We start from the raw sequence: 13059 nt of genomic DNA, 5'->3' as shown, positions 1-13059 counted from the left end.
TAGGTTCGGCCGTCGAATCGGCCAGGTGCAATTCAGCGTTTGTTGCCGCCCAGCGCGCCGCTCAGGCCACCGAGCACACCGCCCAGACCGCCACCGACGCCAGTGCCGGTACCCCCGGTGGATGCGCCACCGTTGACCAGCCCGCCGACCGCCGCCACGGTACCGCCCACGTTGCTGACCAGGCCACCGACGGCGGTGGTGACCGGGTTGTTGGTGGCGGCGATGGCGCCACCGAGATTACCCACCGCACCGCCCACCTGGCTGGTGATGCCGGCCACCGGAGCACCGAGCCCGGTGGCGCTGCCGACGTTCTGGGTCAGGTTGGTGACGGCGTTGGTGACAGGTGCGAGCCCGCCACCGACGCCGCTGCCCAGACTGGCCAGAGGCGTAGTAGGGCTGGTGATCGGCGAGCCCGAGCCGCCGAGGACAGTGTTGAGCGAAGCCACGGTATTGCCGGCCGAGACCAGCACGTTGCCCGGTGCGCCGAGTGTGCCGTTGCCTGCACCCAGCCCGGCGCCGACGTTGACCACTGCGCCGCCGACGGTTTGCAGCAGGCCATTGTTGCCGAGTCCGCCACCGAGCCCGCCACCCACGCCGGTGCCCGATCCGGTGCCGTTGTCCACCAGCCCGCCGGCCTTGCCGACGGCAGTGCCGACGTTGCTCAGGGCGCCGCCGACGGTGTTGGTCAGGGCGTTGCCGTTACCGGCTGCGGTGACGTTGTCGCCCACGCCGTCGACGGTGCTGCCGACTTTTTGCAACACGCCGTTCAATGGCGCACCCAGGCCAGTGGTACTGCCCAGTTTGTCGGTGGTGCTTTCGACCATGGCGATCACCGGTACGAGACCGTTGCCGACGTCTTTGGTCACCGAACCGAGTGGGCCGGTGGTGGTGGCCGTGCTCAGGGTATCGCCGAGCATGGTGACTTTTTCACCCACCCCGTTGAGCAATGGCGCAACTTTGGTCACCACACCGCCGACCACGGGAACGCTGCCGGTGGCGGTGGTCAGTTTGCTGCTCAGGTCCGATACGCCGTTGCCGACATCCTGCACCACGCCACCGACCGCCGAGGCGGTGACGCCCAGGCCGTTGTCGGTGGTGCCGAGTTTACCGAGGCCGTTGGCTACGCCGTCGCCCAATGTTGTGACCACGTTGCCGGCGGTTTTGGCGGCGCTTTGCACGACACCACCGACCACGGGCACACCACTGAGGGAGTCACCGACCTGACCGACACCACTGCCGACACCGGCGACGGTGCTGCCGACATCCTGCACCAGCGTCGAGGTGACCAGTGCCTGCGGTGTGTTCGGGTTGGTTGGGTTGGTCGGATCCGTCGGGTTGGTCGGGTTAGTCGGAGTGGTCGGGTCCGTGGTGCCGGTGCCACCTGTTCCGCCCGTTCCGGCAGTGCCGCCGGTCCCCGTCGTACCGCCGCTGCCGCTTGTTCCGCCAGTGCCGGCGGTGGAGCTGTCCGGAGTCGAGCTGCTGGAGCTGCTGTGATGACCGCCACCGCCGCTGCTGCAACCGGCCAGTCCGAGGGAGAGGATCAATGCCAGCGCTGTTGCCGATTTGCACCACACTTGAGTTTTCATGATGGTAATTCCTTGCACCTGTCACAACGTTCGTTGTCTTCGATGGCCTGCCGATTCTGTTGTCGGCAATGCCTTCGCCCGTTGTGCCCATATCAATCGCAAGGCTGGATCCACACCATTCTCGAGTTGGTATTAACGCCTTTATATAGATCGGTGAACCTGCTGCTTAACGACTAATGCCGAGGATATAAACGCGCAAAAAAAAGCCTTGAGAATCAAGGCTTGATATTTGACTTGCGGGCGGGTGGCGGGCGTAAAAACTTAAGTTATATACACACAATTAATCATGTTCCGCCGCTGTGATCCGCCCCCCTCAGCGACGGGAGAGCGGCTGAAGCGGCGTATCGATTCAGGCAATCGGTTGCCAGTTGCCGACCATGTGCTCGAGTTCTCCGGCACCGATCAGGCGCAACTCACCGCTGGAGCCCGCCGCACTGGCGAACAGCGATACTTCGCTCGGCAGGCGCACAGGCTTGCGAAAATGCACGGTGACTTCCAGATTGGCCCGGGGCAGATGATCCGCCAGGGCTGCCAGCGTACGTGCCTTGTTCCACAGGCCGTGGGCAATGGCAGTGGGGAAACCGAACAGCTTTGCACTGGCCGCGCTCAGGTGGATCGGGTTGTAGTCGCCCGAGACTTTGGCGTACTGCCGGCCGATGTCTGCCGGGGCTTTCCACTGCGCCACCTGCATCAATGGCAGTGTCGGCTCCCACGCCTGTTCGAGCGCCTCGCCCTCTAGTTTCACGCCGCGACAGAGCATCCGGCTTTCGGCCTCCCACAGCGGGCCGAGCTGATCGTCGAGGGTGGTCAGCAGGTCGAACGTCGCGCCTTTCGGATGGGGTTGCAGGTTGTGCACCCGAACGCTGACCTGTGCACGGCTGATCCCGCCCATCGGCCGCAGCACGCGAATGCGGTTGCTCAGGTGAATCAGCCCCAGCAGGGGGAAGGGAAAGTCCTTGTCCGTGAGCAATTGCATCTGCAACGCAAACGCCAGGACGTGTGGATACGTCGGCGGCAGCAGACCGTCATCGGCAAACCCGCAGACCTTGCGATAGGCTGCGAGTCGTCTGCCGTCGACGTCGACCCAGCAGCGCAAACCGCTATCGGGCAACGTGGTGCCGGTGATTTTGCGCCGGGTCGCTGCCCGGACATACAGCCCCGGCAGACTCGGCTCGCGGTGCAACGTGTGCCATTCGATGCTCATGCCTAAGCCCCCAGAACACTTTGTCCACAGACCCGCAGCGCCTGCCCGGTGAACGCGCCGGTGCCCGGTTGTGCCAGCCACGCTACCGCTTCGGCGACGTCTTGCGGCAGGCCGCCCTGGCCCAGCGAACTCATGCGGCGCCCGGCCTCACGCAGGCCGAACGGAATGTGCGCGGTCATCTGGGTTTCGATGAAGCCCGGCGCCACGGCGTTGATGCTGATGCCGCGTTCCAGCAGCGTCGGTGCCCAGGCCTGGGCCAGGCCGATCAGCCCGGCCTTGCTTGTGGCGTAATTGGTCTGCCCGCGATTGCCGGCGATGCCGCTGATCGAGGCGAGCAGAATCACCCGCGCGTTATCGTGCAGGGTGCCGCTGTCGAGCAGGGCCTTGGTCAGTACCTGCGGCGCGTTGAGGTTGACCGCCAGCACCGCGTCCCAGAACTCGGGCGTCATGTTGGCCAGGGTCTTGTCGCGGGTGATGCCGGCGTTGTGCACCAGAATGTCGAGGCCGTCCGGCAACTGTTCGATCAGTTGCGCGGCGGCATCTTCGGCGCAGATGTCGAGGGTGATGGCGCGCCCACCGAGGCGCGCGGCCAGGGCTTCCAGATCGGTTTTCGCTGGCGGTACGTCAAGCAGGATCACTTCGGCGCCGTCACGGGCCAGGGTTTCGGCGATGGAGGCACCGATGCCGCGCGCCGCGCCGGTGATCAGCGCCTTGCGCCCAGCCAGCGGGCGCGTCCAGTCGGTCACCGGCGTGGCACAAGGATTCAGACGAATCACTTGCCCGGACACGAACGCGCTTTTCGGCGAGAGGAAAAACCGCAGCGGCCCTTCAAGCTGATCCTCGGCGCCTTCGCCCACGTAGATCAATTGCAGCGTACCGCCGCTGCGCAGTTCCTTGGCCAGCGAACGGGAAAAACCTTCAAGTGCCCGCTGTGCACTGGCGGCAAACGGTTCGGGCAGGGTTTCCGGGGCGCGGCCGAGGATCACCAGATGCGCGCTGCTGTCGAGATTCTTCATCAATGGCTGGAAGAATTCGCGCAGTTGCTTGAGCTGGTCGGTGTGTTGCAAATCGCTGGCGTCGAACACCACAGCCTTGAGCTTCGGGCCATGGCCGGGAATCCACTGTGTGGCGGTAGCCGGCTGGTCGCCGTAGCGGTAAATGGCGTCGGTCAGCCGATTGGCGAAGGCGCTGACCCGTTCGGCCAGCGGCCCGCCGCCGATCAGCAGCGCGCCCTCCACCGGCCGCAGGCGCCCCGCCTGCCAGCGTTCCAGCCGCACCGGCGACGGCAGGCCCAGGGCCCCGACCAGTCGATGGCCGATGGACGAGTTGGCGAAGTCGATATAGCGGTCAGACATGGAACGCTCTCCAGAAGATGGGGTTCAAAGTGTGGACTGCGAAGGGCAATCAATCGTTCGATCCACACATTTAGGCCTACGCTAGAACAGCAGAGTAGTTTGCCCCCGGTGTTTTTGGGGCCCGGCGGGATTTTCAGTGCCCGATTTTCAGACTGGATATTTCACAAGGAGTTTTTCATGAGTCAGCTGCGCCGCGTCGCGATCATTGGTGGCAACCGCATTCCGTTCGCCCGTTCCAACGGCCCATACGCCACCGCGAGCAATCAGGTGATGCTCACCGCCGCCCTCGAAGGCCTGATCGAACGCTACAACCTGCACGGCCAGCGCATCGGAGAAGTGGTTGCGGGAGCGGTGCTGAAATTGTCACGGGATATGAACCTGACCCGCGAATGCGTGCTCGGCTCGCGCCTGTCGCCGGCCACTCCGGCGTATGACATCCAGCAGGCCTGCGGCACTGGTCTGGAAGCGGCGCTGCTGGTGGCGAACAAGATCGCGCTCGGGCAGATCGATTGCGGCATTGCCGGCGGTGTCGACACCACGTCGGACGCGCCGATCAGCGTCAGCGAAGGCCTGCGCAAGATCCTCCTGCAAGCCAACCGCGCCAAGACCACCGGCGACAAGCTCAAGACCTTCCTGCAATTGCGCCCGAAACACCTGATCCCCGAATTCCCGCGCAACGGCGAACCGCGCACCGGCCTGTCGATGGGCCAGCACTGCGAATTGATGGCGCAGACCTGGAACATTCCTCGTGAAGAGCAGGACCAACTGGCCCTCGAAAGTCACCACAAACTGGCGGCGTCCTACAGCGAAGGCTGGCACAACGACCTGATGACGCCGTTCCTCGGCCTGACCCGCGACAACAACCTGCGCCCGGACCTGACCCTGGAAAAACTCGCGACCCTGAAACCGGCCTTCGAGAAAAGCGCCAAGGGCACCCTGACCGCCGGTAACTCCACACCACTGACCGATGGCGCGTCGGTGGTGCTGCTGGGCAGCGAAGAATGGGCGAAGGAACGTGGACTGCCGATCCTCGCGTATCTGCGCGACGGCGAAGCGGCGGCGGTGGATTTCGTCAACGGCGCCGAAGGGCTGTTGATGGCCCCGGTGTATGCGGTGCCGCGCTTGCTGGCGCGCAATGGTCTGACCTTGCAGGATTTCGACTACTACGAAATCCACGAGGCATTTGCCGCGCAAGTGTTGTGCACGTTGAAGGCCTGGGAAGATCCGGAGTACTGCAAGACCCGGCTCGGGCTGGATGCGCCGTTGGGCTCGATTGATCGCAGTCGTTTGAACGTCAAGGGCAGCTCGCTGGCGGCAGGGCATCCGTTTGCCGCGACGGGCGGGCGAATCGTGGCCAACATGGCGAAGTTGCTGGATGCGGCGGGGCGGGGGCGTGGGTTGATTTCGATTTGTGCGGCTGGCGGACAAGGTGTGACGGCCATCATCGAGCGCTGAAAGAACAGGAATTCCCTCTCCCAAAGGGAGAGGGAATTCCAAAGGTTACTCAGGTACGGAACCTGCGCACCAACCCATCCAGCTCATTCGACAACCCGGCCAGACTTTGCGAATCCAGCCGCGCCGAATTGGCCAGTTCGGCCACCAGCTGCGCATCACCATGAATCTGGCTGATATGCCGATTGATGTCCTCGGCCACCTGATGCTGCTCTTCCGCCGCCGTCGCGATCTGAGTGTTCATGTCACGAATCACATCCACCGATTCGCGGATCTGACCAAAGCTTTCCCGCGCCTCACCGATCCGTGCCACCGACTGCTGCGACACATCGAGGCTGGCGCGCATCTGCTGGGTCACGGCGCTGGTGCGCTTGGCGAGATTACCCAGCAGCCCGTCGATTTCCGCCGTCGAGTCAGCCGTGCGTTTGGCCAGAGCACGAACCTCGTCGGCCACCACCGCAAAACCACGCCCTTGCTCACCGGCCCGCGCCGCTTCGATGGCCGCGTTGAGCGCCAGCAGGTTGGTCTGTTCGGCGATGGAGCGGATGGTGCCGAGGATCGACTGGATATCGTTGCTGTCGCGTTCCAGTTGCTGCATCGATTGCGCGGACTGCTCCAGTTCCTGGCTCAGTTGATCGACGCTGTGCACCGCCGCATCGATCTGCTGCTGACCTTCGCGGGCCTGGCGCTGGCCGCTGTCGGCCGACTCCGCGGCCTGGCTGCACGAACGGGCGACTTCGTTGGCGGTGGCGACCATTTCGTGGAATGCGGTCGAGACCATGTCCACGGCTTCGCGCTGGCGTCCGGCGGCTTCGGCCATGTCGCCGGAGACCCGGGTCGAACTCTGCGAAGTGGCGAGGATTTTCCCGGCGGCGCCGCCGATGTGCTGGATCAGGCTGCGGATCGCAGTCAGGAACTGGTTGAACCAGTTGGCCAATTGCGCGGTTTCGTCGCTGCCACGGATGTCGAGATTTTTGGTCAGGTCGCCTTCGCCCTGGGCGATGCCTTCCAGACCGTTGGCCACGCTGCGGATCGGCCGCACGATCAGGCTGGCGAAACTGGCGCCGACCACGGCGAAGATCACCGCCAGCACGGCGGCGATGATTGCGATCAGCCAGGTGAGTCTGGTGGCCGAGCTCATCACGTCGTTCTGTTTGATCAGGCCGATGAAGGTCCAGCCCAGTTGTTCCGACGGCCAGACGTTGGCCATGTAGCGCTCGCCGTTGAGCTCGACTTCCACCAGGCCCTTGCCGGCCTTGGCCAGTTGCGCGTAGCCCTCGCCGAGACTGTCGAGGGGTTTGAAGTTGTGTTCGGGCTGCTTCGGATCGACCAATACGGTGCCGCTGTTTTCCAGCAGCATCAGGTAACCGGTTTCGCCGAGTTTGATCTGTTTGACGATCTCGGTGAGCTGCTTGAGCGTGACGTCGATACTGACCACGCCACCGTTGCTGCCGAGTTTGTTGTCGATGGTGCGCACGGTGCTGACGTAGGTCGCATCGTCCTGCGCCCAGTAATAGGCGGCGGTGCGGAACGGTTTGCCGGGTTTGGCCTGCGCGGCCTTGTACCAGGGGCGCTGGCGCGGATCGTAGTTGCTCAGTTTGGGATCATCGGGCCAGGAGACGTAACCGCCGGCAGCCGTGCCGACAATCGCGTAGGCGTAGGCCGGGTGGCTGTTGCCCAGATCCTGCAGGAAGGAGAAGACCTTTTTGTCCATCTCGCCCTGCGGGACGCTTTCGGCGTTGGCGCTCATGTAGGTCTTGAGGCTGTCGTCGGTGTTCTTGATCAGCGGTTGGGTCGCCAGGTAATCAACGTTCTGGCTGATACCGTCAAAAAACAGCTGCATGGCGTTGCTGACCTGTCGGATCTCGCGTCCGCTGCTGTCGACAAAGCCTTCCCGGGCATCGCTGCGCAGGTTCAGTACCACCAGCGTGGCGACCAGCACCACGGGCAAGCAGGCGATGATTGCAAACGCCCAGGTCAACTTCTGTTTGATGTTCATCCGCGCTCCAGATTTTCTTGTAGGCCCACGCAGTGCAGATGACTCGCGGTTTATTGGCAGCCGAAAAACGTTGTTTTCCACTCCACTCCTTGAGTGCGACATCGAAGTTTTTTTGGAACGATTGTCGGACAAATTCCTCTGTCTCTGAGGACTTCGGCTGCCGAAGAGGGAAATTGAGGCTGTAAGAGAAAATTCTTACGAAAGGAACGAAGCTGGATGTCAGATTCTGTCGCAAATGCCCTCAAGTCCTTGCGCCAACAAGTTCGATAGGCTCGGCTATGATTCGCAGCGGTCGATACAAGAGCGGTGGATTGACGTATTTGATCCGGCACAGTGTGTGCATCCACAGGTTCACAGGTCGGCAACCCTTCCCCGTGATGCGGGGATTGCCGTATAACGAGTGACATTCGCGTGTTTGGCAATAAAGGACCCACAATAAAAGCTGATGAAGACTCCAAAACGCATTGAACCCCTGATCGAGGACGGTCTGGTCGACGAAGTGCTGCGTCCACTGATGAGTGGCAAAGAAGCAGCTGTTTATGTGGTGCGCTGCGGCAATCAGTTACGTTGCGCAAAGGTCTACAAGGAGGCGAACAAACGCAGTTTCCGCCAGGCGGCCGAGTATCAGGAAGGCCGCAAGGTTCGCAACAGCCGACAGGCCCGGGCGATGGCCAAGGGCTCCAAGTTCGGGCGCAAGGAAGCCGAAGACGCCTGGCAGAACGCCGAAGTCGCGGCGCTGTTCCGCCTGGCCAATGCCGGGGTGCGGGTACCCAAGCCGTACGACTTCCTCGAAGGCGTGCTGCTGATGGAGCTGGTGGCCGATGAATACGGCGATGCCGCGCCGCGTCTGAACGACGTGGTGCTGGAGCCGGATCAGGCCCGCGAATACCACGCGTTCCTGATTTCGCAGATCGTGCTGATGTTGTGTACCGGTCTGGTGCACGGTGACCTCTCGGAGTTCAACGTGCTGCTGACACCGACCGGCCCGGTCATCATCGACCTGCCGCAAGCGGTGGATGCCGCCGGCAACAACCACGCGTTCAGCATGCTCGAACGTGACGTCGGCAACATGGCGTCGTACTTCGGCCGGTTCGCCCCGGAGTTGAAGAAGACCCGATACGCCAAGGAAATGTGGGCGTTGTACGAAGCGGGTACGTTGCACCCGGCCAGCGTGCTGACCGGCGAGTTCGACGATCCCGAGGACCTGGCCGATGTCGGCGGGGTGCTGCGCGAGATCGAAGCGGCGCGTCTGGACGAGGAGCGCAAGCAAGCCATCCGCGCGGCGGACGACGAGCCCAAGGGCAAGTCCGACGAACCGCCTCCGCCACCGTGGATGCAGTGAGCATCTGAAAAAGAAAACCCGGCTTCGGCCGGGTTTTACACATTCAAGGATTGATTGTGACCACCACCTCCCGCAATGCCCGGCTGATCATCACGGCCCGGCTGATTTCCGATTTCGGCGCCTTCCTCAACATGGTGGCGCTGGCCACTTATGTCTACCTGCTGAGCAACAGCGCCATGAGCGTCGGGATCTTCCTCGCCAGTCGGGTGGGCGGCGGGATTTTCGCCAGCCTGATCGGCACCGCGTTCTATCGCCGATGCAGCGGTCGCTTGCCGTTGATTGCCTTCGATCTGCTGCGCGCCGCCGTGCTCGGGTTGTTGCTGATCGTTCCGGTCAGCCAGCAGCCGCTGTTGCTGCCGCTGATTGCGTTCGGCCTGGGCTTTGGCAATTCGATGTTCGCCATCGGCCTCAACAGTCAGTTACCGCGATTGATCGAGCCGGCGCAGTTACTCAAGACCAATGCCTGGATCACGTCCGCCTCTTCCATGGCGATGGTCGGCGGCAGTCTGGTGTCCGGGCTGCTGGTCGCGGGGTTTGGTTTTGAAACGGTGTTCGCTCTGAACGCGCTGACCTATCTGCTGGCTGCAGCGTTGATTGCGCCGCTGCGGTTCAGCGCACCTGAGCCGGTGGCCGAATCAAGCGCTAGACAGGGTGAGTGGTCGGCGCTGTTGCAGGGATTGCGCAGCGCTCCGGTGGTTGCGGCGATGCTGGCAGTGACGATGGCCGACACTTTGGGCAGCGCTGCACACAACGTCGGATTTCCGATCATTTCCAGACTGCTCACGCCGGACTCGGCGAGCACCACGCTGGGCCTGATGCTCGCGGTGTGGGCCTGCGGCAAATTGCTGGGCGCGCGGATTGCCAGTCGCTTGAACGGCTCGGAAAACATTCATCTGGAGCGCCGCTATTTCGGTGGCGTGCTGCTGATGTCCTGCGGTTTCATCCTGATGTTTCAGCAGCACAGCGTCGTCGGTCTTTTGCTGTTTTCGTTGCCGGCCGGGCTGGGCGACGGGTTCTCGGAAGTGGGGCTGATGTCACGGTTGCAACGGGAGCCTGAGCCCCTTCGCCTGCCGATCTTCAGCTTCCTGACGCTGTTGCAGATGACCGGGTTCGGCGTCGGCATGCTGATCGCCGCACCGTTCTACAACGGGTGGGCACCGGGTGCCGTGGTGTTGCTGTTCCACGGCATTCCCCTCGTCACGGTGCTGTCGATGAAGATCCTGTTGCTCAGACGCGAGCAGGTTGCGCGCAGCAGCCAGACGCCAGCTCCTTGAGGATCGGGCAGTCCGGGCGGTGGTCGCCGTTGCAGTGTTCCACCAGGTCCTGCAGGGTGTCGCGCAGCTCGCCGAGTTCGCGGATCTTCTGATTCAGCTCGTCGATGTGCTGGCGGGCCAGGGCCTTCACATCGGCGCTGGCGCGCTGGCGATCCTGCCAGAGGGTCAGCAGCTTGCCGACTTCCTCAAGGGAAAAACCCAGGTCCCGCGAGCGCTTGATGAACGCCAGGGTATGCAGGTCATCGTCGCTGTAGACGCGATAGCCGCTGTCGGTGCGATGGGCGGCCTTGAGCAGGCCGATCGACTCGTAATAACGGATCATCTTCGCGCTCAGGCCACTGTGGCGGGCCGCTTGGCCGATGTTCATCGGTTGTCCTCCAGATCCTCGGGTTTCCAGGTTTTCAACAGTAGCGCATTGCTCACCACACTGACGCTCGACAGCGCCATCGCCGCGCCAGCCAGCACCGGATTGAGCAAGCCGAACGCCGCCAGCGGAATGCCGATCAGGTTGTAGACGAAGGCCCAGAACAGGTTCTGGCGGATCTTCGCGTAAGTCTTGCGGCTGATTTCCAGCGCTGCCGGCACCAGTCGCGGGTCGCCGCGCATCAGGGTGATGCCGGCGGCGTGCATCGCCACATCGGTGCCGCCGCCCATGGCGATGCCGATGTCCGCTGCGGCCAGCGCGGGGGCATCGTTGATGCCGTCGCCGACCATGGCCACGACGCCGGTTTTTTTCAGTTCGGCGACGGTGGCGGCCTTGTCCGCCGGCAGCACTTCGGCGTGGACGTTCTCGATGCCCAGCGTTTCGGCGACGACGCGGGCGCTGCCGCGGTTGTCGCCGGTCAGCAGGTGGCTGTGGATATGTCGCGCAGCCAGTTGTTGCACCGCATGCAGCGCGCCGGGCTTGAGGGTGTCGCCGAAGGCGAACAGGCCGAGGACACGGGTAGCGGGGCTTTGTTCGATCAGCCAGGACAGTGTGCGACCTTCTGTTTCCCAGGCCTTGGCGGACTCCGCCAGCGTGCCGGCGTCCAGACCGGTTTCTTCCAGCAGCCGACGATTGCCCAGAGCGAGGCGCCGACCGTCGAGATGGCCGGCGATGCCGCGACCGGTCAGGGACTGGCTGTCGCTGACATCCGGCACCGCCAGATTGCGCTCGGCGCAGGCATCCAGCACCGCTTTGGCCAGCGGGTGTTCACTGCCGCGTTGCAGTGCGCCAGCCGCTGTCAGCAGGGCGTTCTCATCACCGTCGATCGCACTGAAATGCGCGATGCGCGGGGTGCCGGAGGTCAGGGTGCCGGTCTTGTCGAACACCACGCTGTTGACTTCATGGGCACGCTCCAGCGCTTCGGCGTCCTTGATCAAAATCCCGTGGCGAGCGGCGACGCCGGTGCCGGCCATGATCGCGGTCGGTGTCGCCAGACCGAGGGCGCAGGGGCAGGCGATCACCAGCACCGCGACGGCGTTGATCAGCGCGGTTTCCAGCGGCGCGCCATACAACCACCAGCCAATCAGCGTGGCCAGGGCCAGCAGCAGAACAGTCGGCACGAACACCTGACTGACTTTATCCACCAGTTTCTGGATCGGCGCCTTCGCGGCCTGAGCGTCTTCCACCAGTCGGATGATCCGCGCCAGTACGCTTTCCGCACCGAGCGCCGTGGTTCGCACCAACAGGCGGCCTTCGCCGTTGATCGCGCCGCCGGTGACCTTGTCCCCCGGTTGCTTGGGCACCGGCAGGCTTTCGCCGCTGATCAGCGCTTCGTCGGCGTGGCTCTGGCCTTCCAGCACCTCGCCGTCCACCGGGAAACGTTCACCGGGTTTGACCATTACGAGATCGCCGAGGCGCAGGGCGCTGATGGCAACGTCCTGTTCGCGGCCATCGATGACTTGAATCGCCCGCTCCGGCCGCAACGCCTCCAGAGCGCGGATGGCGCTGGCGGTCTGGCGTTTGGCGCGGCTTTCCAGGTATTTGCCGAGCAGCACCAGCGCGATGACCACTGCCGAGGCTTCGAAATACAGGTGCGGCATGCCCTCGGTGGTAGTGGCCCATTCATAGAGACTCAAGCCGTAACCGGCGCTGGTGCCCAGGGCCACCAGCAAGTCCATGTTGCCGGCCCCGGCGCGTACGGCTTTCCATGCGGCCACATAAAAACGTGCACCGAAGATGAATTGCACCGGAGTGGCGAGGGCAAATTGCGCCCAGGCCGGCAGCATCCAGTGAATGCCGAACGGTTGCAGCAGCATCGGCAGCACCAGCGGCAAGGCAAGGGCGATGGCGCAGATCAGCGCCCAGCGCTCGTGGCTAAGGTATTGCTGATGATTGTCGGTCTGGTGTTCAGGCTCGAACAGGCTGGCCGAATAACCGGCCTTGCCCATGGCAGCGATCAGGGTTTGCGGGTCGACTGCGCCGAGCAGCTCGAGGTGGGCGCGTTCGTTGGCGAGGTTGACGCTGACGCTTTTCACTCCCGGGACTTTGTTCAGGGCGCGTTCGACGCGGCCGACGCAGGAGGCGCAGGTCATGCCGTCGATGTTCAATTCCACGGTTTGCTGCGGCACGCTGTAACCGGCGCGCTCTACCGCTTCCATCAGCGCCGGCAGGCTGTCGCCGGGGGCCTGCACCCGGGCCTGTTCGGTGGCGAGGTTGACGCTGACGGCACTGGCGCCGCTGACTTTGCTCAAGGCGCGCTCGACGCGGCCGGCGCAACTGGCGCAGGTCATGCCGCTGATGGGCAGATCGAACGTGATGGAATCGGACATCGGTCGTACTCCCTGTAGTGGATGCCTACAGGATCAACCTTGCCATGCGGGCAAGGTCAAGGCCAAAAAAAGGGGGAGCCTGCCGGCTCCCCC

The 13059-nt window shown here is 63.5% G+C and carries 9 protein-coding genes and 1 pseudogene; 3 read left to right on the top strand and 7 right to left on the bottom strand.

From position 1 onward, the window contains the following. Positions 1 to 32: 32 nt before the first annotated feature. From AC07NR_RS13720 to AC07NR_RS13710, 3 genes are all read right to left on the bottom strand, one after another. The gene (locus tag AC07NR_RS13720) at positions 33 to 1586 is read right to left on the bottom strand and encodes a collagen-like triple helix repeat-containing protein (protein ID WP_423204834.1); all 1554 of its coding nucleotides are present in this window, start codon (positions 1584 to 1586) and stop codon (positions 33 to 35) included. Positions 1587 to 1935: 349 nt separating this feature from the next. Beyond that, positions 1936 to 2790, bottom strand: coding sequence for a MaoC family dehydratase (locus AC07NR_RS13715; RefSeq protein ID WP_423204835.1), 855 nt, complete (start codon positions 2788 to 2790; stop codon positions 1936 to 1938). A 2-nt stretch (positions 2791 to 2792) separates the two neighbouring features. Next, a complete protein-coding gene (locus tag AC07NR_RS13710) occupies positions 2793 to 4145 on the bottom strand; it encodes a 3-oxoacyl-ACP reductase (RefSeq protein ID WP_423204836.1) in 1353 nt (450 codons plus the stop codon). A gap of 177 nt (positions 4146 to 4322) precedes the next feature. Here AC07NR_RS13710 and AC07NR_RS13705 point away from each other — a divergent pair, with 177 nt between their 5' ends. Next, complete coding sequence (locus AC07NR_RS13705; RefSeq protein WP_134825370.1) at positions 4323 to 5600, top strand: acetyl-CoA C-acetyltransferase; 1278 nt, start codon at positions 4323 to 4325, stop codon at positions 5598 to 5600. A 49-nt stretch (positions 5601 to 5649) separates the two neighbouring features. On the opposite strand, the gene AC07NR_RS13700 is transcribed toward AC07NR_RS13705, so the two are convergent. Then, positions 5650 to 6378 carry a methyl-accepting chemotaxis protein gene (locus AC07NR_RS13700; protein ID WP_371320909.1) on the bottom strand — a complete coding sequence of 243 codons (729 nt, stop codon included), beginning with the start codon at positions 6376 to 6378 and terminating at the stop codon, positions 5650 to 5652. A 129-nt stretch (positions 6379 to 6507) separates the two neighbouring features. After that, positions 6508 to 7440, bottom strand: a pseudogene (locus AC07NR_RS13695) (cache domain-containing protein); the annotation flags it as partial. A 601-nt stretch (positions 7441 to 8041) separates the two neighbouring features. On the opposite strand from AC07NR_RS13695, the gene AC07NR_RS13690 reads away from it, so the two are divergent. Continuing rightward, positions 8042 to 8938, top strand: a complete 897-nt coding sequence (locus AC07NR_RS13690) for a PA4780 family RIO1-like protein kinase (protein WP_085684872.1) — start codon at positions 8042 to 8044, stop codon at positions 8936 to 8938. A gap of 56 nt (positions 8939 to 8994) precedes the next feature. Further along, positions 8995 to 10212 carry an MFS transporter gene (locus AC07NR_RS13685; RefSeq protein WP_495078772.1) on the top strand — a complete coding sequence of 406 codons (1218 nt, stop codon included), beginning with the start codon at positions 8995 to 8997 and terminating at the stop codon, positions 10210 to 10212. Here the strand turns inward: AC07NR_RS13685 and cueR are convergent. Then, positions 10166 to 10579 carry a Cu(I)-responsive transcriptional regulator gene (gene cueR / locus AC07NR_RS13680; protein ID WP_248738436.1) on the bottom strand — a complete coding sequence of 138 codons (414 nt, stop codon included), beginning with the start codon at positions 10577 to 10579 and terminating at the stop codon, positions 10166 to 10168. The two genes, AC07NR_RS13685 and cueR, sit on opposite strands and share 47 nt — an antisense overlap. Next, positions 10576 to 12966 (bottom strand): heavy metal translocating P-type ATPase, encoded by a 2391-nt coding sequence (locus tag AC07NR_RS13675; protein WP_495078771.1) that lies wholly within the window; start codon positions 12964 to 12966, stop codon positions 10576 to 10578. The genes cueR and AC07NR_RS13675 overlap by 4 nt, the downstream gene beginning before the upstream one ends. Positions 12967 to 13059 lie beyond the last annotated feature (93 nt).

Source organism: Pseudomonas sp. GW821-FHT09C09 (assembly GCF_059418105.1).
This window is presented reverse-complemented; position numbering and strand designations above follow the sequence as displayed.

What these genes read in the sequence shown, in the direction of transcription:
- AC07NR_RS13720 (WP_423204834.1), bottom strand. Translation starts at nt 1,586, where the DNA reads ATGAAAACTCAAGTGTGGTGCAAATCGGCAACAGCGCTGGCATTGATC.
- AC07NR_RS13715 (WP_423204835.1), bottom strand. Translation starts at nt 2,790, where the DNA reads ATGAGCATCGAATGGCACACGTTGCACCGCGAGCCGAGTCTGCCGGGG.
- AC07NR_RS13710 (WP_423204836.1), bottom strand. Translation starts at nt 4,145, where the DNA reads ATGTCTGACCGCTATATCGACTTCGCCAACTCGTCCATCGGCCATCGA.
- AC07NR_RS13705 (WP_134825370.1), top strand. Translation starts at nt 4,323, where the DNA reads ATGAGTCAGCTGCGCCGCGTCGCGATCATTGGTGGCAACCGCATTCCG.
- AC07NR_RS13700 (WP_371320909.1), bottom strand. Translation starts at nt 6,378, where the DNA reads ATGGTCTCGACCGCATTCCACGAAATGGTCGCCACCGCCAACGAAGTC.
- AC07NR_RS13690 (WP_085684872.1), top strand. Translation starts at nt 8,042, where the DNA reads ATGAAGACTCCAAAACGCATTGAACCCCTGATCGAGGACGGTCTGGTC.
- cueR (WP_248738436.1), bottom strand. Translation starts at nt 10,579, where the DNA reads ATGAACATCGGCCAAGCGGCCCGCCACAGTGGCCTGAGCGCGAAGATG.
- AC07NR_RS13675 (WP_495078771.1), bottom strand. Translation starts at nt 12,966, where the DNA reads ATGTCCGATTCCATCACGTTCGATCTGCCCATCAGCGGCATGACCTGC.